Annotated in this window: 19 protein-coding genes and 1 rRNA gene; 6 read left to right on the top strand and 14 right to left on the bottom strand. The window is 64.6% G+C overall.

The features are described 5' to 3' along the window. The 6 genes from F3J17_RS30345 to F3J17_RS30320 all read right to left on the bottom strand — a co-directional run bounded on the left by F3J17_RS30345 (position 1) and on the right by F3J17_RS30320 (position 6,454). Positions 1 to 1,056, bottom strand: a complete 1,056-nt coding sequence (locus tag F3J17_RS30345; protein ID WP_167068212.1) for an aldo/keto reductase — start codon at positions 1,054 to 1,056, stop codon at positions 1 to 3. A 61-nt stretch (positions 1,057 to 1,117) separates the two neighbouring features. Continuing rightward, positions 1,118 to 2,425, bottom strand: coding sequence for a UxaA family hydrolase (locus tag F3J17_RS30340; protein ID WP_167068208.1), 1,308 nt, complete (start codon positions 2,423 to 2,425; stop codon positions 1,118 to 1,120). Continuing rightward, entirely contained in the window at positions 2,422 to 2,751 is a 330-nt protein-coding gene (locus tag F3J17_RS30335; protein ID WP_167068412.1) for a UxaA family hydrolase, read from the bottom strand. Before F3J17_RS30335 ends, F3J17_RS30340 begins: the two co-directional genes overlap by 4 nt. A 31-nt stretch (positions 2,752 to 2,782) precedes the next feature. Continuing rightward, positions 2,783 to 3,826, bottom strand: coding sequence for an ABC transporter permease (locus tag F3J17_RS30330; RefSeq protein WP_167068205.1), 1,044 nt, complete (start codon positions 3,824 to 3,826; stop codon positions 2,783 to 2,785). Further along, positions 3,816 to 5,390, bottom strand: coding sequence for a sugar ABC transporter ATP-binding protein (locus F3J17_RS30325; protein WP_167068202.1), 1,575 nt, complete (start codon positions 5,388 to 5,390; stop codon positions 3,816 to 3,818). The genes F3J17_RS30330 and F3J17_RS30325 overlap by 11 nt, the downstream gene beginning before the upstream one ends. After that, on the bottom strand, positions 5,387 to 6,454 hold the full coding sequence (locus F3J17_RS30320) for a sugar ABC transporter substrate-binding protein (RefSeq protein WP_167068199.1): 1,068 nt from the start codon (positions 6,452 to 6,454) through the stop codon (positions 5,387 to 5,389). Before F3J17_RS30320 ends, F3J17_RS30325 begins: the two co-directional genes overlap by 4 nt. A 240-nt stretch (positions 6,455 to 6,694) precedes the next feature. Between F3J17_RS30320 and F3J17_RS30315 the strand changes: the two genes are divergently transcribed. Beyond that, a complete protein-coding gene (locus tag F3J17_RS30315; protein WP_167068196.1) occupies positions 6,695 to 7,540 on the top strand; it encodes an IclR family transcriptional regulator in 846 nt (281 codons plus the stop codon). A 6-nt stretch (positions 7,541 to 7,546) separates the two neighbouring features. Here the strand turns inward: F3J17_RS30315 and F3J17_RS30310 are convergent, their stop codons facing one another. Next, positions 7,547 to 9,577, bottom strand: coding sequence for a tetratricopeptide repeat protein (locus F3J17_RS30310; protein ID WP_167068193.1), 2,031 nt, complete (start codon positions 9,575 to 9,577; stop codon positions 7,547 to 7,549). Between the two features lie 195 nt (positions 9,578 to 9,772). Between F3J17_RS30310 and F3J17_RS30305 the strand changes: the two genes are divergently transcribed. Further along, positions 9,773 to 10,318: a hypothetical protein gene (locus F3J17_RS30305; protein ID WP_167068190.1), complete on the top strand. Its 546-nt coding sequence runs from the start codon at positions 9,773 to 9,775 to the stop codon at positions 10,316 to 10,318. 28 nt (positions 10,319 to 10,346) lie between these two features. Here F3J17_RS30305 and F3J17_RS30300 read toward each other — a convergent pair whose 3' ends face one another. Then, complete coding sequence (locus F3J17_RS30300) at positions 10,347 to 12,710, bottom strand: GNAT family N-acetyltransferase (protein ID WP_167068187.1); 2,364 nt, start codon at positions 12,708 to 12,710, stop codon at positions 10,347 to 10,349. A gap of 104 nt (positions 12,711 to 12,814) precedes the next feature. Between F3J17_RS30300 and F3J17_RS30295 the strand changes: the two genes are divergently transcribed. Together F3J17_RS30295 and F3J17_RS30290 are read left to right on the top strand one after the other, a co-directional pair. Beyond that, entirely contained in the window at positions 12,815 to 12,988 is a 174-nt protein-coding gene (locus F3J17_RS30295; RefSeq protein WP_167068184.1) for a hypothetical protein, read from the top strand. A 67-nt stretch (positions 12,989 to 13,055) separates the two neighbouring features. Beyond that, entirely contained in the window at positions 13,056 to 14,231 is a 1,176-nt protein-coding gene (locus tag F3J17_RS30290; protein WP_167068181.1) for a GGDEF domain-containing protein, read from the top strand. 57 nt (positions 14,232 to 14,288) lie between these two features. Here F3J17_RS30290 and F3J17_RS30285 read toward each other — a convergent pair whose 3' ends face one another. The 3 genes from F3J17_RS30285 to F3J17_RS30275 form a co-directional block, all read right to left on the bottom strand. Continuing rightward, complete coding sequence (locus F3J17_RS30285) at positions 14,289 to 15,890, bottom strand: peptide chain release factor 3 (RefSeq protein ID WP_167068178.1); 1,602 nt, start codon at positions 15,888 to 15,890, stop codon at positions 14,289 to 14,291. Positions 15,891 to 16,494: 604 nt separating this feature from the next. Beyond that, on the bottom strand, positions 16,495 to 16,794 hold the full coding sequence (locus F3J17_RS30280) for an H-NS histone family protein (protein WP_167068175.1): 300 nt from the start codon (positions 16,792 to 16,794) through the stop codon (positions 16,495 to 16,497). 139 nt (positions 16,795 to 16,933) lie between these two features. Further along, on the bottom strand, positions 16,934 to 17,161 hold the full coding sequence (locus F3J17_RS30275; protein ID WP_167068172.1) for a hypothetical protein: 228 nt from the start codon (positions 17,159 to 17,161) through the stop codon (positions 16,934 to 16,936). A 414-nt stretch (positions 17,162 to 17,575) separates the two neighbouring features. On the opposite strand from F3J17_RS30275, the gene F3J17_RS30270 reads away from it, so the two are divergent. After that, positions 17,576 to 18,778 carry a helix-turn-helix transcriptional regulator gene (locus F3J17_RS30270; protein ID WP_167068169.1) on the top strand — a complete coding sequence of 401 codons (1,203 nt, stop codon included), beginning with the start codon at positions 17,576 to 17,578 and terminating at the stop codon, positions 18,776 to 18,778. A gap of 55 nt (positions 18,779 to 18,833) precedes the next feature. On the opposite strand, the gene F3J17_RS30265 is transcribed toward F3J17_RS30270, so the two are convergent. Next, positions 18,834 to 19,121 (bottom strand): hypothetical protein, encoded by a 288-nt coding sequence (locus F3J17_RS30265; protein ID WP_167068166.1) that lies wholly within the window; start codon positions 19,119 to 19,121, stop codon positions 18,834 to 18,836. Positions 19,122 to 19,229: 108 nt separating this feature from the next. Beyond that, a complete protein-coding gene (locus tag F3J17_RS30260) occupies positions 19,230 to 19,781 on the bottom strand; it encodes a BON domain-containing protein (protein WP_167068163.1) in 552 nt (183 codons plus the stop codon). A gap of 191 nt (positions 19,782 to 19,972) precedes the next feature. Between F3J17_RS30260 and F3J17_RS30255 the strand changes: the two genes are divergently transcribed. After that, positions 19,973 to 21,373 (top strand): GntP family permease, encoded by a 1,401-nt coding sequence (locus F3J17_RS30255; RefSeq protein ID WP_167068159.1) that lies wholly within the window; start codon positions 19,973 to 19,975, stop codon positions 21,371 to 21,373. Between the two features lie 217 nt (positions 21,374 to 21,590). Here F3J17_RS30255 and rrf read toward each other — a convergent pair. Next, positions 21,591 to 21,704, bottom strand: a 5S ribosomal RNA gene (gene rrf / locus F3J17_RS30250). Between the last annotated feature and the right edge of the window lie 2 nt (positions 21,705 to 21,706).

Raw genomic sequence — 21,706 nt, 5'->3', positions numbered from 1 at the left:
TCATCGCGACGTGCATCCCGTTCCGGGCAGCGGCGCGCGCGCATCGATCAGTCCTTCGTCGCGCAAGGCCAGCCAGAACACGCGCGGCAACGGCGTCTCGAACGACGCCGCGTTCTCGCGCAGTTCCATCGCACTGCGTGCGCCGGTCAGCACCGTCGCCACGGCAGGATGCGCATAGGGAAACTGCAGCGCCGCCGCCGCGAGTGGCACCTTGAAGCGACGACATACGGCGTCGAGTTTCGCCACGCGCGCCACGACGTCCGGCGGCGCATCGCCGTAATTGAATTTGCGATCGCCCTCCAGGCCGCGCGCGAGAATGCCAGAGTTGAACGCGCCGCCCAGCAGAATGCTCACGCCGCGTTCGACGCACTCCGGCAGCAGATCGTCCAGCGGCGATTGTTCGAGCAAGGTATAGCGGCCCGCCAGCAACGCGCAATCGAGATCGAATTCACGCATTGCATCGCGGATCACTGCGCGCTCGTTCACGCCAAAACCGACCGCCTTCACCGCCCCCGACGCCCGCAGTTCGTCGAGCGCGCGAAAGCCGCCGCCTTCGCTCAGTTGCCGCCAGTAGTGCGCATTGCGTTCGCCGTGCGTGAACGTGCCGATGTCGTGCACCAGCAGAATGTCGATATCGACCATGCCCAGACGCTGCTGGCTATCTTCGTACGACCGCAGGATGCCCTCGTGCGTGTAGTCGTAGATCGCCTCGAAAGGCAGCGGATTCTGCCACCCCTCGCTGCCGTCATACGCATGCGTGCGCGGCACGAAGCGGCGGCCCACCTTGGTCGACAGCACGTATTCATTGCGCGGATAACGCCGCAACGCCGCACCCAGCCGGTGCTCGGCTCGGGTGTGGCCGTAATGCGGCGCGGTATCGAAAAAGCGCACGCCGACGTCCCACGCGGCATCGACGGTTGCCTGCGCCTCTTCATCGGATAGATCGCGGTAGAGACCGCCGAGCGGCGCAGTGCCAAGACTCAGCGCGCTCACTTCCAGCTTTGTACGGCCGATGCGACGGCGTTGCGCAATATGCGGGGCGTGCTGCGGCGTCATGCGGGCGAACTCCTTGCGATGCGTGTACTCGCGTGTACTCAGACGTGTGCTCAACTCAGTGTCAATGCGATGCAACGACGGGAATCGCCACGCGCGCGCTCGCCGGCAGGCACGCAGGCCCAACCGGCTCGAAAGTCTTGTAGGTGAGGATGAATTCCTGATGCCCGAGCGATTCGGACTTCGAGCGCACGCCGCGCGCCACCTCCAGCGTGACGTCGAACACCTCGCGCCCGACGTCCTCCAGCGTGGCGCGGCCTTCCAGGATGCGGCCCGCGTCCACATCCATATCGCCCGCGAGATTGCGATACGTGAGCGGATTTGCGCAAACCTTGATGACCGGCGAGAGCGCCGAACCCACCACCGAGCCGCGTCCGGTCGTGAAGAGAATCACATGCGCGCCGCACGCGATCAGCTCGGCGATTTCCGCGTTATCGCTGATATTCGGGAAGCCGAACCGTGGCTCGCCATCCGGCACCACGTCCAGTAGATAGAGACCGCCCGTGGGCGGCACATCGCCCGGCTTCACGATGCCGACAATCGGCGATGCTCCGCTCTTCGCATAAGCGCCCAGCGACTTTTCTTCCTGGGTGGTGAGGCCGCCATCGGCATTGCCTACCGCGAACGAGCCGTGCCCGAGGATCGAGTAATAGCGCGCCGCCTTCGCCACGCACGCGACGATTTCATCGCCCAGTTCGGGCCGCGCGGCACGGCTTTTCATGTGGTATTCGCAGCCCACCAGTTCGCCCGTTTCCTCGAACAGACAGGCCGCGCCCGCCTCGATCAGGCGATCGAAGGCGCGCCCCACCGCGGGATTCGCCGTGATGCCGCTCGTGCCGTCCGAGCCGCCGCAAATGGTGCCGACGACCAGTTCGTCCAGGCGCATCGGTACTTTCTTTTGCAGCGCCAGTTGCGCACGCGCCTCGCGCACCCAGTCCATACCGTACTGGATCGTGCTGCGCGTGCCGCCTTTTTCCTGGATCGTCAGCACTTCAACGGGCCGGCCGCTCGCGCGCACCTGCTCGACGAGATAGTGCTTGTTCATGCTCTCGCAGCCCAGCGAAACAAACAGCACCGCGCCCACGTTCGGGTGCGTGGTGAGGCGCGTCATCATCTTTTCTGCATAGCCATTCGGGTAGCAACCCGGAAAGCCGATCAGATGCACGGGGGCTTTGCTGTGTGCCTCTGCGTCGACGAACGCATCGAAGGGCTCACGAAACTGCGCGACGATTTCGCGCGCCACATGATGTGCGCACTCGACCAGATACGCGACAGCGACCACGTTGCGGATGCCCTTGCGGCCATCGCTGCGCAGCCAGCCTTCGAGCATCGGCGACGATTCATTCGGCGAACTGACGTGCGTTTCGCTCATGATGTTTCCTGGTGCGAGATGAACTCGTGGCCTGCGTCGTGCGTATAGGTCGGCAGATAATCGCTTTCGAGGTTGTGCGTATGCAGATGCTCGCCGCGCGCTACATCCATCGTCACGTGGCCGATGCGCGCGCCATATCGCAAGACCTTTTCGTCTTTGACGAGCGCGCGTCGGGCAACCTTGTGGCCAAGCTCGATGGTCCTGGCGAGCGTCACGCGTTCGCCCTCGATGTCGAGCGTCTCGCCAGCAGGCAGGCGCGCGGCTGCGATCAGGCAGTTGTCGTCGGGCGCGAGCAGGATGAGGCGCGCATCGGTGCTGTGTGTTATGACGCGATCGGTCAAGGCTCGTCTCCTGGCTTCAGTTCTGGGCTTCGCCGCCCGCGAGTCGCGCCACCATCAGCGAGCCAAGGATGATCGCGCCGTAGATCGCCTGCACCCAGAACGACGGCACCTGCGCGAGCGTCAGCAGGTTCTGCACCACGCCAAGCAGCAACACGCCCAGCAGCGCGCCGAACATCGTGCCCTTGCCGCCGTCGAGCGAAATCCCGCCGATCACCGCCGCCGCGAACACGGTGAAGATCATGCCGTTGCCCTGGTTCGCGTTGATCGCACCCACATAGCCCGTCACGATCAGCCCACCTAACGCCGCCAGAATGCTGCCGAGCACGAACACGCCCCACGTGATGCGCTCCACGCGAATGCCCGCCGCGCGCGCTGCATCGGGATTGCCGCCGATCGCGTAGAGCGCGCGGCCAATGCGGTGATAGCGCAGCATGAACGCCGCCAAGGCAAACGCCGCTGCTGCGAGCCACACCGAAAGCGGCAAGCCCAGCACGATCGTCGTCGCCAGCGCGAAAAACGACGGCGGCATGTCGAACAGCGTGCCGCCCTTGGTGGCCCCGACCAACATGCCGCGCAGCACGATCAGCATGGCCAGCGTGACGATGAAGGCGTTCAGGCGCAGCCGCACGACCAGAAAACCGTTGACGAAACCGATCAACGCGCCCACGGCGACAATCATGAGCAATCCTGCCAATGCGGGCCATTGCGTGCCGAATCCCGCCGACGCGGCCGGCATCACCAGCATCGCGCCCACGGCAGGCGCAATGCCCACTGTCGATTCGAGCGAAAGATCGAACTTGCCAGTCAGCACGATCAGCGATTCGGCCAGCACCACCAGCGCGAGCGCGGCCGAAGCGCCCAGCACGCTGATCAGATTCGCCTTCGTCAGAAAGCTCGGGCTGACAAAGCCGCCAATCGCAATCAACAGCACCAGCGCGGGCAACAGCGCGAGATCGCGCAGGCGTGCGAATTCGATGCGCGGTCTGGCGCGGCGGCCGCCCGTGTATGCCGCATCGGCTTGCCCCGCCGCGAGCGCCGGAGTGGAAAGACTAGGCTTCATGAAGATCGACTCCTTCAACCGATGCAATCAGTTCGTGGTCCTGCCAGCCCGCCGCGAATTCCGCCACCACGTTGCCGCGAAACATCACGAGCACACGGTCGCAGGTGCGCAGATCATCGAGTTCGCTCGATACCACCAGCACGGCCTTGCCTTCGTCGCGCACGCGGTCGACGACCGAAAGCAGCGCCTCTTTCGATTTCACATCCACGCCCGCCGTGGGATCGATCAGCACGAGCACTTCGGGATTGCTCGCCAGCGCACGCGCCATTACCACCTTTTGCTGATTGCCGCCCGACAGCCCCGACACCACATGGTCCGGTCCCTGCGCGACGATGCCGAGCGCTTCGATCATGCGTCGGCCAACGAGATGCTTTTTCGCGGGCGGCGCAAAGCCCAGACGCCCCAGCAAGCCCGCAATCGTCATCGACGCGTTTTCGGCGATGGATTGCGTGAGCACGAGCCCTTCGTGATGGCGATCCTTCGGCACGCAGCCGACACCGTGTGCGAGCGCGTCCGGCACGTCGCCGGGTTTAAGCGCCGCACCGTTCACGCGGATCTCGCCCTGCGTTTGCGCGCTGAGGCCCGCGATCGCTTCGCCCACGCTCGTGCGCCCGCTGCTGGTCGCGCCCGTCAGGCCCACGACTTCGCCGCGCCGCACCTGAAACGACACGCCGCTGTAATCCGCGCCGCCAATGCCGCGTACGTCCAGCGCGATGCGCGCATCGGCAGGCAAGGCCGGGCGCGCCGCTGCATCGGCGACATTGAGGCCGCCGCGCTCGCCTGTCATCGCTTCGATCAGACGTTCACGCGGCAATTCGGCCACGCTCGCGCTGACGATGTGGCGCGCATCGCGCAGCACCGTCACCGCCTGGCAAATCTCGTACACCTCCTGCAGATGGTGCGAGATGAACAAAAACGTCACGCCCTCGCGCTGCAGTTCGTCGATACGGCGAAAAAGCCGCTTGATCTCTTCGCCGTCGAGCTGCGCGGTGGGTTCGTCGAGGATGATGAAACGCGCGCCGTACGAAAGCGCCCGCGCGATCTCCACGAGCTGGCGCGCCTCCACCGTGAGATCGCCCGCGCGCGCGTCCTCGCGCACGTCGATGCGCCAGTGATCGAGCAGCGCACGCGCATCGCGGCGCATGGTGGTCCAGTCGATCACGCCGCGCTTGGTGGGCTGACGATTGATGAAAAGATTCTCGGCGACGGTGAGATCGCGAATGATCGTCGAGTGTTGATACACGCAGGCGACGCGCTCGCGCCACGCGTCGCGGTCGGCGATGGAAGGCGCGGCTTCGCCGTTGAAACGCACCGTGCCTTCGTCGGGCTTGCGCAGACCCGTGAGGATCGACACGAGCGTCGATTTGCCCGCGCCGTTGCGCCCCACCAGCGCGTGCGATTCACCCGCCATCACGCGCAGGCTCACATTCGAGAGCGCCGCCGTGGAGCCGAAACGCCGCGTCACGCCGCTCGCCTCCACCACCGGCGGCAACGCTTTAGCCGCGCGCTCGCGTGAAAGCGAGAGCGGCGCGGCGTCCAGACGATCCTGGCTTCGATCGCTCATTTGATCGTGTTGCCCCAGAGGTTCTTGTCGTCGACGTTCTGCTTCGTCACGAGCGGCGCGGGCAACTGGTCTTCAAGCACGCCAGGCTGCAACTGGATGATGTTGCTGTCGTGATCGGTCTTGCCCGGCTTGAAGGTTTTGCCCTCCAGCGCGGCCTTGATGTAATAGAGGCCGTATTTCGCGTAGAGATCGGCAGGCTGCGAAACCGTAGCGTCGATTTCGCCCTTGCGGATTGCGTCGTACTCCTGCGGAATGCCGTCATTGGAAACAATCACGATGTGCTTCGCATCGCCTGCGGGAAACAACAGTTGCTTGCGTCGCAGCGTCTGCAAGGTGGGCGAGAGATAGACGCCGCCCGCTTGCATATAGATCGCCTTGAGATCCGGATTGGCCGTGAGCAGGCTGTCCAGCGCGCTCGCGGCCACATCGCCCTTCCAGCCCGCCGGAATCTCCAGTAGCGAGAGATTCGGATAACGCTTCAGGCAGGCACGAAACGCCTCCGAACGATCGCGCCCGTTCACCGAAGCGAGATCGCCCATGATCTGCACCACCTTGCCCGACTTCACATGCTCGCCGATGTACTGGCAGGCCTTTTCGCCGTAAGCGCGATTGTCGGCGCGCACCACCATCGCCACGGTGCCCTGCGTGGGCGCGACGTCGACGGCCACCACCTTGACGTTCTTCTGCGCGGCGTTATCCAGCGCGCGGCTGATGGCGGCCGAATCGATCGGCCCCACCACGATCCCCTTCGCGCCCAGATTGATCATGTTGTTCATGTCCGTGATCTGCTGCGCGGGGTCGTTGTTCGAATTCACGGGCGCGAGAATGTCGATGCCCATCTGCTTCGCGTAGACGCCGAGGTAGTTGTTGTACGACTGCCAGAATGGCGAAGTCAGCAGCGGCAGGCCAAGCCCGACCTTGCCCAGGTCGGCGGCGCGCGACGCAGCGGGCGCGGCGAGCGTCGCAACGCAGGCGGCGACGGCGCAGAACGTCTTCGCGAAAGCGCGCGCATGGCGCCTGGAAGTGGAGCGGCGGGCCGTGGGAAGCCCGGATGCGAACGCCATGACTGTCTCCTGTCGACGCTGATTTCGTCGGTTCTTTCGTTGTGGAACCATCCGTGTGCGCCGCGCCCGCGAGATAAAGCGAAGCACGCCTGCGGCGCTGCGACTGCTCTTTCCTTTTCAGACGACGCTGGTGTATGTTCACCAGTGAACCTATTATTCATATACGCACGACACAAGGTCAAGGAATGTGCGCTGCAGCAACCGTCCGTGATTTCCCTGGGACAAACAAAGAATCGACACATGAAAACCAACTCACGCAAGCCACGCGACGAAGCGCCCTTGAGTGCGCCGGAAACATCGGAAGCCGGGGAAAGGGACGACGCGGACCGCTATCGCGCGCCCGCGCTCGACAAAGGTCTGGACATTCTGGAACTGCTGGCGGAGCAGCGCGGCGGCCTCACGCGCGCGGAGATCACCAAGGCGCTCGGGCGCAACGCCAGCGAGATCTACCGGATGCTGGAGCGTCTGGTGGCGCGCCAGTACGTGATGCGCTCGGAAGCCGGTGATCGATACGCGCTCAGCCTCAAGCTCTTTGCGCTGGCGCATCGCCATCCGCCGATGGAGCGCCTGATCGCCGAGGCGCTGCCGCTCATGCAGCGCTTCGCCAACGACGCCGAGCAGTCCTGTCACCTCGCCGTGTACGACCGTGGCAATCTGCTCGTGATCGCCCAGGTGGACGGCCCGGGCACGTGGGGGATCGCGGTGCGGCTGGGCTCGCGCGTGGGTCTCGTGGATACGAGTTCCGGGCGCACGATCCTCGCGTATCAAAACGCGGAGCAGCGCGCCCTGATGCTCGCGGAACATACCAAGGTGAAGGGCGAAGTCGCCATCGACCATGCCGCATTGGAGCGCGCGTGTGCGCAGATCCAGGCGACGGGGTTTTCGCGCAAGGACAGCCAGCAGATTTTCGGCGTGACCGATGTGACGTTTCCGGTCCTGGGACCGTCCGGGCAGGCCATTGCTGCGCTCACCTGCCCGTTTCTCAAGCGCATCGACGATTACGTCGCGCCATCGCTCGAAGAGGCCACGCAGATGCTGGGGCAAACCGTGCAGGCGTTGTCGATGTTTCGGGAAGGGGAGGCTTGAGACGCCTCACCCCACGGTCACCGCCCCCTCGCCCCCTTCCACCTCACGCTTCACGATCGCGCGATACAGCCGCTCCAGATCGCGCGTGAAGCGCAGCGTATCGAACAGCGGAGCCTCACTTCTGGCCTGCGCAAGACGCTTGCGAATCTGCGCGTACCACGCCGGATCACTCGCCAGCGCCAGTGCGATCTGGAAATACCCGTCGAGGTCACGCGCGATCAGTTCATCCAGCCCCGCCGCATGCAGCAGGCTCGCGCCCACGCGCCCCGCGAACAGCGCGCCAATGGCCGACACCATCGGCACCCCGGCCCACAGCGCGTCGCTACCGGTGGTGTGCGAGCCGGTCGGCAAGGTGTCCAGCGCGAGATCCGCCAGTTGCAGCCGCGCGAGATGGGCTGCCTGAGCAAGACGCGGCGCGAAGATCACCCGTTCGCGCGCCACGCCCTTCGATTCGAAAAAGACGTGCAGATTGGCACGCGCGCGGTCGCTGCCAGGATCGAGCAGCCACAGCACGCTCCCTGGCGTCGCGCCTAGCAGACGCGCCCAGATCGACGCCACCTGCGCATTCAGCTTGAAGGTCTGATTGAAGCTGCAGAACACGAAACCGCGCTCAGGCAAGCCTGCCGCGCCGCGCGTGGGCGGCGGAACATCGCGCTCGCGCCGGTGATCGTGCGGCTGGTAGCAGTGCGGCATCAACGCCAGCGTTTCGCTGTAATGCGCCGTTGCTTCAGGCGACGTCACCACCGCATCGCTGATGAGGTAGTCCGCCAGCCGTGGCGCACCCAGCGAGCCCGGGTAACCCAGCCAGCTCACGATTACCGGCGCAGGCCGCAACGCCGTGATGCCCATGCGCGTATCCGTGGTGTAGCCCTTCAGATCGACGAGTAGATGGATGCCGTCGCTTGCGATCTGCGCGGCCGCCTGCGCGTCGGTCAATCCGCCAATCGCGTGGAAGGTCGCGGTCAAGGCGCCCAGTCGGGCCTGCCAGAATGCATCGGGCGCATGAATTCCATAGGAATACAGATGAATGTCGAAGCGCGAGGCGTCGTGCAATTCAAGCACGCCCGCCAGCAGGCGCAGCGTGGCGTGCTCGTGAAAATCGGCGGAAAGATAGCCGATGCGCAGGCGCGCGCCCGGCTCGCCAGCCGCCAGCGCCGCTTCGATCTGCGCGAGACCCGCGCCGCGTTCGACGAGCGGCGTGGCAGCCAGTTCGCCGCGCCAGCGCGATTCGGCGAAGCGACGGCCGGCTTCGCGATGCAACCCCGGCGTGAGTGCCGGGATACCTAGCAGCCCCCACGGCGTGAGGTTTTCCGCCGCGCCTGAACCAATCATCTGAAGCGCCGCTTGATCGATGCGATCAAGGTCTTGCCAGTGCGCCACGCGCCGCCGCACGAATTGCACCGATTCCCAGCGTCCGCCCCGGCAATACGCCTCGTCGGCTTCGTCGAGCCGGTTCTGGCGTTCGAGCAGGCCGCCATAGCACAGCCAGAAGTGCGTGGCTTTCGGATCGAGTTCGAGCGCTTTTTTCAGGCTCGCCTCGGCGGCTTCGAACTGGCCCGCGTCCTGCTGCAGCATCGCCAGGTTGCCGTGCGCAAGCGCATAGGCGGGATCGGCGTCGATTGCCGCGCGATAGGCGGCTTCGGCCCGCGCGGTCTCGTTGTGCTTCTTGAGGAGGTTGCCGAGGTTATTGAACAAACGCGCGTCGCGCACGCCTTGATGGATGGCCGAATAGTACGCGGCCACCGCTTCTTCATCCCGGCCTTGCCAGAGCAGCGCCCACGCCAGATCGCGCTGGAGTTCTCCGCTGTCGTGCAGCGACTGCGCGCGGCGCATCGCGGCTTCGCCCTGCGCGAACTGCTGCTGGCGCGCAAGCGTCACGCCAAGCTGATGCCAGGCCTGCGCGTGATGCGGGTCGAGCGCCACGATCTCGCGAAAGAGCGCTTCGGCGAGCGTGTAGTGTTCGGCGTTCAGGTGATCGATGCCGCGCTTGAGCAGATCGGCGGAACGGGAGGAAATGGTCGGTTGGGAGATTTTCATCCCCCGATCATAGAAAGCGTTTTGGGGCGCGAACATCAGACCGTTCCTGGTTTGGCGCGACAGTTCGGCGCGCATGCGGAACGATCCGGGCAACTGGAAGCGCGCCGCGCAAACCGGGTAAAATGGCGGCCCTCTCAAATTCCGTCCGACGCGCGACGCCAGCCTGGCCGACGCACGGACGCGCACGCAAACCTCATGGCGAAACTTCTCACCGATCACGAATTCCAGCGCTTTTCCGAGCTTCAGCAGAAACAGGCGAGCTTCACGATTTCGGCCGAGGAAGCCGACGAGCTGCGCGATATCGTCGCGCGCGCGCAGAAAAAGCGCGACGACCGCGCCGACGCGATGAAGACCGTCGAAACCGCGATCGCGCAATTCGAGATCACGCCGGACGAGCTGTTTTCGGCCGAGCAGATCGCCGAAGCCGCACGCAATTTCGGCCTGATCCCGGCGACGCGCAAGGAGCGCGTGCTGCCGCCGTCGCTGACGTTCAACGGCAAGACGCACCAGTGGACCACGCGCGCGCTGCCGGAAGAGATCCGCGCGCCGCTGTTCGAGGCGTTCCAGGGCGGCCAGTCGGTGAAGGCCTTCATCGCCACGCCGAAGGACGCCGCGCGCTGCGCCGCGACCATCGCGCGTCTGGAAAAGGAAACCGGCGCGCAATACGCGCAGGCCTGGCTCGAAGAGCTGTCGGTCACACGCGCCCAGATCGACGAAGCGCTCGCAAAGATCGCCGCCTGAGCCTTCGCGCATCAGACCGGATGCCGCTTTAGTCGAGCGGCATCCTGAACCCCACCACGCCCGGATCATCCGTCGGCGTCACCGTGAAGCCCATCGCGCGCGCGAGTCCGATCATCGGCGCGTTTTCGCGCAGCGCCTCGCCCAGCAGCCAGTGCGTGCCGCGCGAGCGCGCGTAGGCGATGATGCGGTCCATCAGCAGGCGGCCCAGCCCGCGTCCCTTGAGCGTCGAGAGAATCGCCACGGCGAATTCGGCGGTCTCGTTGTCCGGGTCGGACACCGCCCGCGCCACACCGAGCGTGCGCGGCTTGCCGTCCTCGCCCACCACGCTGGCGATGAGCGCCATTTCCCGGTCGTAGTCGATCTGCGTCATACGCGCGAGCTGCGAATGATCGAAGCTGCGCACCGCCGAGAAAAACCGCAAACGCAAATCGTCGGGCGTCATCGATTCGACGAAGGCGCGGTGCATTTCCTCGTCCTCCGGCCGGATCGGCCGGATCGTCAGACGTTCGCCGTGCCAGTCGATGGTCTCCTCCAGACGGCGCGGGTACGGCATGATCGCGAAGCGGCTGCGCTTTTCGGCCAGCCTGATGCGCGGCGCGGCCAGCGCCACGCCGCCCGGCCGCACGCGCAACGTCAGATGCAGCCCGATGATCTCGCGCACCTCGCACACCGTTTGAGACAGCTCCGTAAGCGCGCGCAGCGCAGGTTCCGGCGCGACGCGCCGCGCGTACGGCGACTGCGCGATGATGTCGCGCGAAAGCACCGGATTGAGCGGCGGCAGGCTGTAGACGCGCAGCGGCGGCGAATAGCCGTCTGGCGAGGGCGCGGCGAAGCGGAAGACGGGGCCGAAGTTGTCATCGTCGCGAAACTCCACGCTGACATCGACGATGGTGTCCGGAGGTGGCTCGAACTGCGTCACGGTTTCCAGCCCGAACGCCGCGAATAGCCGCGCGGCTTCCTCGCCTTCCAGCGCGTCGCGCCCCGCCGCCAGCGCCGTGCGCGCGATGCCCTGAGCCGCCTCGATCGCCGCCGCGCCCTGCGCGGGCGAGCTTTCCGGCGTCTGCATCAGCAACTGGCGCCCCAGCCGGTAATCGACCAGACGCGCGAAGGCGCGCGCAAGACGCCGAGGCGTCGTATGCACCGGGATGCCGTGCGCGTGCAGCGCGTCGCGCGTCGCTTCGTCCACGCCGCCGAAAAAGCACGCCAGCATGCCGCGATAAGCAAAGCGCTGATGCTCGATCAGCGTGCGCGCCACCGCGTCCACCGGCGCGCTGTGCGTGGGCGCGTGCACCACGAAGGCCGTGCCGCTCGAACGCTGCGAGGCCAGCGTCTGCAAGGCCAGGCCGAAATGCTCGGGCTTCGCCGTATCGCCGAGCACCAGCGGATTGCCCGCCTGCGCGTGCGGCAACGCGGCCTCCACGGCCGCGCGGGTTTCGTCGCTCCATTGCGCGAGGGTGTCGCCGGCCTTGTTGAAGGCATCGCGCGCGAGCGTCGCCACGCCGTGGTCGCTCGTGATGAGCGTGGCGGTATCGCTCGCGGCCACGCGGCCCACGCCCAGGGTTTCGATTTCGTCGAGGAGGTCGTCGAGTGTATCGACGCGCACCAGGCCCGCGCGCCGGAAGGCTGCCGTGTAAAGCGCGTCGCCGGGCTCGTCGCGGCCGCTGCGCAGCGCCAGCACCGGCTTGTTGCGGGCCGCCGCGCGCGCCGCCGACATGAACTTGCGCGCCGCACGGATGCTGTCGACTTCGAGCAGGATCGCGCGCGTCGACGGATCGCTCGCCAGATAGTCGAGCACGTCGCCGACGTCGATATCGGCTTCATCGCCCAGTGCGACCGCGTGCGAAAAGCCCAGGCCGCGCGCATCGGCCCAGCGCAGCACGGCGTTGGTGAGTGCGTTCGACTGCGAGACCCACGCCACGCCGCCCTTGCGCGCGACCGTGGCGGCCGCGCCCAGTTGCGCGTTGAGCGCCGGCGTGAGCGCGCCGAGACTGCCCGGCCCGAGCACGCGCAGCAGGTGCGGGCGCGCCGCCGCCAGCGCGTGGCGCAGATCGGCGCGGTCTTCCTCGCTGCGCACCTCGCCGACGATGATGGCCGCGCGCGTGCCCATGCCGCCCAGCCGATGCACTAGCGCGGGCCAGCTCGACGGACGCGTACAGATGATCGCGACACTGGGCGCTTCGGGCAGATCGCCGGCATCGGCAATCACGGGACGGCCGTCGAAATCGGCGGCTTCGCCGGCATGGCGCGGATTGACGGCCCACAGCGGCCCGGCGAAGCCGCCTTCGATCAGCCGCTGCCAGACCATCTGGCCGATGCTGCCCTCGCGCTGCGAAGCGCCGATCACGGCCACCGACTTCGGCTGGAATATCGCGTCGAGATTGCGTACGGTCACTGCCCCTCCTCGTTCTTCTCAATATGCGGCGCGGCGTGCGAATCGCCGCGACCCATCGTGACGATGAGGATAGGCGAATCGGTGCCCCCATGCGTCGATCACGCGTGGATATTGCCGCCTGGCGACCCCGATGCGGCGGCGGCATGGCGTCGCGGCGCCTGAGTGATTCAAAACGTGTGCAAAAAGACCGGCAAAAAGCGGAAAACGTTACCGGTATCGCAGACCGTGCCGCGCTTTATCTGTTGCAAATTCGCAGCCTTCTGACGCGATCATTCTGATATCGCAAAATCATCGTAAAATGCGCCAGCCGCCGGGATGTAACGGCGTAGCGCTTTTACGCCCGCGATGCACGTCGACCTTCTCACCCTATATTTCCTCGCGATCGGAACCCTACTCGCCAGCTCCGCGATGACCTTCTGGGAGGTCCGCACTCACCCGCTGCGCAGCAAGGAACTGAAAATACTCGCCGCAGGTTATGCCACGCTCGCCATGGGCTGCGTGGGCATCATCTATCGCCTTAAATTGCCCGGCGTTTGGGGATCCGCGCTCAGTAATCTGGTCGTCCTTTCCGGCTATCTGATGATCGCGCAGGGCGTCGCGGTCATGAACGGGCGCAGCTATCGCAAATCCGCAGTCGCCATCCTGCTGATCCAGGCGCTCGCCTGGGTGATTTCGGGCACGCGCGGGCTCCAGCCGATGTGGATGTATATCACCGCGTTTCCGCTGTCGCTGGCTTCGGCGATGGCCGCGCGCGAGCTGCTGCGCGGCGACGGACGCAAATGGGGACACGCGCGCAATATCGCGGTGCTGGTGACGGGCGTCCATGCGGCGCTCTATGCGTTTCGCGCGGGCATCCTGCCGTGGCTCGCCGCGCACTACGGCCAGGCGATCCTGCCTGCGGCCAGCAAGATCACCATCTACGAAGGCGTGCTGTACTCCGTCGTGCTGCCGATGACGCTGCTGCGGCTCGTGCGCGAAGAGACCCATAGCCAGCTTTTGCAGGAATCCCAAACGGATTATCTGACCCGTCTGGGCAATCGCCGCTGGTTCTTCGAGGAAGGCGCGCGCGTGCTCGGCCACGCAGGCAAACATGAGCCGGTCGCACTGCTGGCCTTCGATCTCGACCACTTCAAGGCGATCAACGACCGCTACGGCCACAAGACCGGCGACGAAGTCCTGAAGTCGTTTTCAGCGATTGCGCGCGGTGTGGTGGGGCCGCAGGCGCTGCTCGCGCGCATCGGCGGCGAGGAATTCGCGGCGCTGCTGCCGGGCCTCGAACGCGCGCCTGCGCAAGCGATGGGCGAGCTGATCGTGCGGCGCTTCGAGCAGACGGCCGCGCTCGGCATCGACGGCGTGGGCATGCGCACGACCGTGAGCATCGGCCTCGCGTGCCGCGACGGCCATCCGGCGATGCTTGCCGATCTGCTCGCCGCCGCCGACAAGGCGCTCTATCGCGCGAAATCGTTGGGCGGCAATCGCCTGGAACACGCGGATAGCGATACGCAAACCACGCACGCATAAAAAACGGGCCGCTGGGACAAACCCCAGCGGCCCGTTTCACATCAGCGGTCGGCCGTGTTAAATCGACTTCTTGAACGGCGCGCCCGAGTGTTCGCGCAGTTCGTTGAAGACGATCTTCGGCCAGGCCTTCTGCGCGACATCGATTTCGGAGACGTGCGAAGCGAGATACGTCGGCGCATTCGATGCGTCATAGGCCATACGGGCCTCGTACGAATCGGTGAAGCGGCGCAGCTCGACCGGATCGTCGCAGGTGACCCAGCGCGAGAGACGATAGCGCGCCGGCATCAGGCGCACCGCGACCTTGTATTCAGCCGCGAGGCGGTGCGACACCACTTCGAACTGCAGCTGGCCGACCGCGCCCAGAATCGTCGCGCCGCCGTGGATCGGGCGGAACACCTGGATCGCACCTTCTTCGCCGAGCTGCTTGAGCGCTTCGCCCAGCTGCTTGGCGCGCATCGGATCGACCACTTCGACGGTCTGGAAAATCTCCGGCGCAAAGAACGGCAGACCCGTGAATTGCAGGTCCTCGCCTTCGGTGAGCGTGTCGCCCAGGCTCAGCGTGCCGTGGTTAGGAATACCGATGATGTCACCAGGGTACGCCTCGGCCACGGTTTCGCGGCGCTGCGACAGGAAGCTCACCACGTTGTTGGCGCGGAAGGTCTTGTTGTTGCGCGTGACCTTCAACTGCATGCCGCGCTCGAAATGGCCCGAGCACACGCGAATGAACGCCACGCGGTCGCGGTGCGCGAGGTCCATATTGGCCTGCACCTTGAACACGACACCCGTGAACTTCGGCTCGTCGGGCGAAACGGCACGCTGCACGGCTGCGCGCGGCGACGGCGGCGGTGCGAGATCGACCAGCGCGTCGAGAATTTCCTTCACGCCGAAGTTGTTGATCGCCGAGCCGAACAGCACCGGCGACTGCTCGCCCGCGAGGAAGGCGTCGCGATCGAACGTGGGCGTCGCGCCCGTGATCAGCTCGACTTCTTCCTTGGTGCGCTTCCAGTGATAGCCGAAGCGCGCTTCGCCATCGGCGTCGCTGATGTTCTGCAGCGTTTCGACTTCTCCGCCGAGCGATTGTTCGCCCGCGCGGAACACGCGCACCTGGTCGCGCTGGACGTCGTAGACGCCCTGGAATTCCTTGCCCATGCCGATCGGCCAGGTGAACGGCACCGCCGCCACGCCCAGGTGCTGCTCGATTTCGTCGAGCAGGTCCAGCGGCTCGCGCACTTCGCGGTCGAGCTTGTTGATGAACGTAAGAATGGGCGTCTTGCGGCTGCGGCAAACTTCGAGCAGCTTGAGCGTCTGCGCTTCCACGCCGTTTGCGCCGTCGATCACCATCACCGCCGCGTCAACGGCAGTCAGCACGCGGTACGTGTCTTCCGAGAAGTCCTCGTGGCCCGGGGTGTCGAGCAGATTGATGACGGCGTCGCCGTACTCGAACTGCATCACCGAGCTGGCGACCGAAATGCCACGCTGTTTTTCGATCTCCATCCAGTCGGAGGTCGCAAAGCGGCCGCTCTTCTTGCCCTTCACGGTACCGGCGATCTGGATCGCGCCCGAGAACAGCAGCAGCTTTTCGGTGAGCGTGGTCTTACCCGCGTCCGGGTGAGAAATGACCGCGAACGTGCGGCGGCGTCTGAGTTCGGCAACTGACATGGATGGAGCGGGTATCACGGATGAATTCGGGCAACCTGCCGCGCGGCGGGGGTTGCGGATGTGGCCGGCGCGTCGGCGGCGGCCGGCCCGGCGGCCAGCGCGGCAGCATGGCCGGCTGCGGCACGGCAGGCGGGCAGCCTGCGCGTCGCGGCCTTCGAGGCGAATAGCACGATCGATCTGAAAAACACGATCGACGTCCGCAGCAGGAAGGCGCCGGGGACGAATGATACACGGCATTACCGCCCACGACTAAGAGTTCGCTGCACAGGCGTGTGAAGCGGCATGCGTGGAGAAGCGCTCAAGGTGAGCTTTTACGGGAGAGATGCGAAAGAGCGACGCAACGGGGCCGGATGCAGAAGCCCACGTGAGTCAGGCATCGAGCGGATTCTGCGGAAAACGAATGGCAACGCGGCGGCACGCCAGATCGGCCTTCGGAAGAAACCGTTCTGGTTCAGCGACTTAGACGTTTTGCCGCTGAGAAGGACTGAAACCGGGGGAAGCGCTCCTGACGCCGCACCGACACGGCGCCAGGCTGGCTGCGGCGCGTTCGGCAGGCCGCGCGCCGCGCAAAGGTGAGGATTTACGGGACGCTAGCGGAGCGCCCTTATTCCTTGATCAGGAAGCGGTCGCGGTTCTTCACGCCCGCGAGCCACGCCGGGGCGCGGCCACGGCCGCTCCAGGTTTCACCGGTCTTGGGGTTCGCAAAGCGCGCCGGCAGTGGCGTCTTTTTGCGCCCGGCCGCTGCGCCCGCGCTTGTAAAGCCGAGTTCTTCCGCCGTGATTTCATATTCAGCGATCTTTTCCTTGATTTCGGCGATCGCCTGCTCGACTTCCTTTTCGCGTGCCGCGGCAACTTCCTTATGCAGCTTTTCGAGTTGGGCGGTCAGTTGCTTATAGCTCGGCATGAATAGAGGTCTCCAGAAGGGATACAGATGGCTATTGTGGCCCTTCTCGCGCGCGAAAGTGCCAAATTACGCGTATTTTTCGCTTATTTCCGTCAAATATTGCCGTTTTTTACACGCGCAATTTGAAGTCATGTGTTCGCTAACGAACGGTTTCGTAATCAGGACAGCCCTTCGCACGCCGCTCCAGGGCGCACAGCGCCTCGGAAAGGCGTTTGACGCGCTGCAATTGCGACGGCACGAGATCGGCGCCCGACACCGCAGCAACACGGCCACGCCAGTAAGAAAGGGGAATGCGGTCAGTTCCGGAGAGTCTTGCAACGACCTGCTCTAGATGCTCAATATCCTTTTCGAGTTGATGATGATTCATTCCTGGCCCCGGGATTCATCCAACGTCAGAAAGACGCCATTCAAACGGCGTCAGCGCATTCAATGCGGCGCGAAGAAAAACGATTAATTCGGCGCATTGTTCTAATTTCGCCGGATTGCAGAATGGAGACAGGCTCATTGGCCTGATTTTGCGGTCATTTCTCTGCGAGCACGCTGGTGCAGCGATTTTCACCGGCCTCGCCGATCGAGATTAAAACGGGAGTGCCCGACCATCCGTTGCCTACCGCACGGAACACCATGAGCGGTTCGTCCAATCTGGCGATAATTAGTCACAAACAAATCGAAGATTAACGGCAGCTGAAACAGCTGTATATTCCACAGTTGTGCAAGGAATATGCGTCACGCATTTTTTAGACGACCGGATCTTCGCGGTGGGTTTGAAAACGGGGTCGGCGTGAAATCGAATGAATCGGAATACGATTGCCTGTTGCACGGCATTTACGCCACGCTCGAACGACCCGCGGCATGGAAGGATTTTTGCGCTGAGTTGCGCGCCGCGCTTGGGGTTGCCTCGATCCAGCTGAGCGCATTCGATCGCCAGCGCGAGCTGTTCTCCTGGGCCGACGGTTTCACGCTGATGGAAACCGAACCGCTCGAATTCATTCCCTCGCTGTATCGCGACGACGCCCGCCTTGAATGGCTGCGCGCCTGTGCCCCCGGCAAATGGCTCTATTGCTGCACCGATGCCGGCCACAGTCACGGCCAGGCGGTGTTCGAGCCTTGCGTGCTGGCGGGCGGCGGCCGCTTCGTCTCGCTGTGCAAACTGATCGATAGCGGCACGCTCACGGCGATGATCGCCTGCCGCCGCAATGAGGCCGACGGCCCGCTCCCCGAAGCCGGGCGCGCGCTGCTTGAGCGTCTGACGCCTCACATGATCCGCGCAATGCGCTTGAGCCTGCGCCGCCTGCTGCCCGACGCCGACTCGCTCGCGGGCCAGGCGCGCCCGCCCGCCATGCTGGTCAGCGCGATGGGCGAAGTCCTGCACAGCAACGAGCCTGCGCAACGCCTGCTGCGCGCGACCTCGCTGGTGCGCGTGCGCAGCAAGCGCATCGCGCTGGCGGCGCCATTCCAGACGCGTTTTCTGGAGGATGTAGCGATCAGCGAGGCGCGCCTGAAGAACCATGTGAGCGGCGCACGGGCCGCGGCGGCGCGACTGCGGGCGCTGCGCATCGTCAGCGCGGCGGATCGCGCTGTTGCGAAGGAAAGTAGCGGCGACGAAGCCGGGACATCGCTGCCGGCCGCTCCGGAAGTGCTCTACGCGTTTTACAGCGTCGTGACGCCGGGCGAGGCCTCGACAGCCGATCTGCGCGCCATGGCGGCGGTGACGTTCTATCACCCGAGATCGGCGCCCGCGGTGGACGAACAGGTGCTGGCGACCGCTTTCGACCTTTCGCCGGCCGAATGCCGCATCGTGCATCTGCTGGTGGACGGCTTCACACCCAAGGAAATCGCCGCGCGCGTGAGCGTTCAGTACGACACGGTGCGCAAGCAACTACAGTCGATCTATCTCAAAACCGCCACGCGGCGGCAGCCCGATCTGCTGCGCCTGTTGATGAATCTGCCGGCGCGCGGCCGGCCTGGTGCGGACACGCACTGACGCCGCCCAGACACATCCCCGCCGCGCGGCTGTCCGGCTCGGCTATCAGGATGTCTTATTTGCCCTTGCAGGCGAACACGAGCGTATAGGTGTCGCCGGTCGTCGAGGTATCGACGGTGTCATAACCCGCGCCTGCGCAGCGCACGCGCGCCTGCTGCACGCACGAATCGCGGTCGCCGCCCGCCGGGCATTGCACCTGGATCGTGGGGCGCCCATCGGAAAGGAACAGCGGCGGACCGCTGCTGCACGCGGACAGCGCCGCGAGCAAAGCGCAGGCGCCCGCCGCAAACGGCAGCCTGCGAAGGGACGACTTGCAAGACGACAACGAAGCAAAACGAGTCATGGAGTACCCCGGGGGCGTTCTAGTTTTTCGACGTTGCGATTGTGCCATGCCGCGTGACGCCTGAGCGCCATGCGGCTGGCATTGGCCGCGCTTGACCACCCGGCTCTGTCAACGCGAAGGCGGCATCGTTTTGTAAGGCGGCGGGGCATGCGGATCGACGCTCACGCGCACGAACACCTGCTCGACATCGGCGACCGCCGACAGCCGCCGCTCCAGCGCCGCACGATCGAATTGCGCACCGGCGCAGCCCTCGGCGTAAACAAAGCGCCGCTGCACCGTGATCCACAGACTCGTGCCGGCGAGGCTCGCATCGTCCTTGAACTGCGTGCGGATCGCCTGGGCAATATCGGCATCGTAGAGATAGGAGTTCGGCTTCGAGCACTTGTGCGCGAGCCAGCAGGTGGTGCCACGCTCAACGCGATAGTGGGCGTCATCGTCGGCGTCGGCTTTGGTCATGCGTGGGCCGAGCGGCTGCGGGCACGCGTCGACCGCGCTCGATAGCGCGAAAAACGGGTCGTTGTACCAGTTGCGGATTTCGTTCGGATCGGCGGTCGTGGACTGCGCGTTCGCTGCCGCGGAAACGATGACGATAATCGCCAAGGCGAGCGTCGCGGCCCGAACCGCTGGCGCGATCCGCCCAACCGCCTTGTGTTTGCGCATGGCCGTCTCCCCCAGTGCCGATTCCGTCAAGATAGGGCCGCGCCGTGCGCGCCGCAATAGCGAAGCGTTCCTGAACGTTTCGGTACAATCGCTGCGGCGCACCATGCATCGAACGTGGGCCACGCAGCAAAAAAAGAAGGCGCAATACATAAGTGCATCGACGAAGTGCAACACGCCCTGCAGGAGACTCCATGTCGTTCATCATCGTTCTAGCCGCTCTAGCGTTTCTCATGCTTGCCGCCTATCGCGGCTACAGCGTGATTCTGTTCGCTCCCGTGGCGGCCCTCGCCGCCGTTCTGCTCACCGATCCCGCCGCTGTCGCGCCCGTCTTTTCCGGCATCTTCATGGAAAAGATGGTGGGTTTCGTGAAGCTCTATTTCCCCGTGTTTTTGCTTGGCGCCGTATTTGGCAAGGTCATCGAACTATCGGGATATTCCGAGGCGATTGTCGCGGCCGCCATCCGCTACATCGGCAGCTCGCGTGCCAATGCGGTGATCGTCGCGGTGTGCGCGCTGCTCACGTATGGCGGTGTCTCGCTCTTCGTGGTGGTGTTCGCGGTCTATCCGTTCGCCGCCGAGCTCTATCGCCAGAGTGACATCCCCAAGCGCCTGATGCCCGGCGCAATCGCGCTCGGGGCGTTTTCGTTCACGATGGATTCATTGCCCGGCACGCCGCAGATCCAGAACATCATCCCGACGACCTTCTTCAAGACCACGGCGTGGGCTGCGCCGGTTCTCGGCGTGATCGGTTCGCTCTTTATCATCGTGGTGGGTCTGACTTACCTCGAATGGCGACGCCGCAGCGCGATGGCAAAGGGCGAAGGCTACGGTACGTCGCTGGTGAACGAACCCGAGCACGTCAAGACCGACCATCTGCCGAATCCGCTGCTGGCCATTGCACCGCTCGTGCTGGTGGGCGTGGCGAATTTCTTTCTCACGCGCTGGATTCCGCAGTGGTACGGCGATACCTATACCGTGACGCCGGACGTGCTGCCTGGCGTCCATACGCCTGTGACCACTACGGTCAAACAGGTCGTGGCGATCTGGTCAGTGGAAGGCGCATTGCTGCTGGGCATTGTGTTCGTGGTCGTTACCGCGTTTTCGCGCGTTCGGGAACGCTTTGCTGTCGGCACCAAGGCCGCGGTGGCGGGCGCGTTGCTGGCGTCGCTCAATACGGCTTCGGAATATGGCTTCGGCGGCGTGATCGCGGCGCTACCCGGCTTTATCGTGGTAAGCAATGCGCTCAAGAGCATTCCGAATCCGCTTGTGAATGCGGCAATTTCGGTGAGTTCGCTTGCGGGGATTACGGGTTCTGCATCGGGCGGTATGAGTATCGCGCTGGCTGCGATGTCCGATACGTTTATCAAGGGCGCGCAGGCAGCGGGCATTCCGTTAGAAGTGCTGCATCGCGTAGTGGCAATGGCCAGCGGCGGTATGGATACGCTACCGCATAACGGTGCGGTGATTACGCTGCTGGCTGTGACGGGTTTGACGCACCGCGAGTCTTATCGGGATATTTTTGCGGTTACGGTGATTAAAACCCTCGCTGTGTTTTTCGTGATCGCGGTTTTTTATACGACCGGATGGGTTTAATCGATATGCAGTCTTTGGACTGCATTCAACTGGCGAGGAAGTTTCTCGCGCAGCGGTGAGGTTTGCGCTGCGTGGTCGCTGGAATGCAAAAAGCCGTCCCTTCGGGGACGGCTTTTTTCTTTGGCGCTTCTTTTCGCACGCCTGTTTTCAGCGCGTAAACGCCAGAACCCCGGTTCTCTTGCGGAGACACCGGGGTTCTGGACTTGCAGCATAAGGAGCCTGACGATTACCTACTTTCACACGGGCAATCCGCACTATCATCGGCGTGGAGCTGTTTCACGGTCCTGTTCGGGATGGGAAGGGGTGGGACCAGCTCGCTATGGTCATCAGGCA

This window comes from Burkholderia sp. Ax-1719, from assembly GCF_011753055.1.
Taxonomy (GTDB): domain Bacteria; phylum Pseudomonadota; class Gammaproteobacteria; order Burkholderiales; family Burkholderiaceae; genus Paraburkholderia.
The sequence above is the reverse complement of the archived record's forward strand: the minus strand, read 5'-3'. Positions and strand labels throughout refer to the sequence as shown.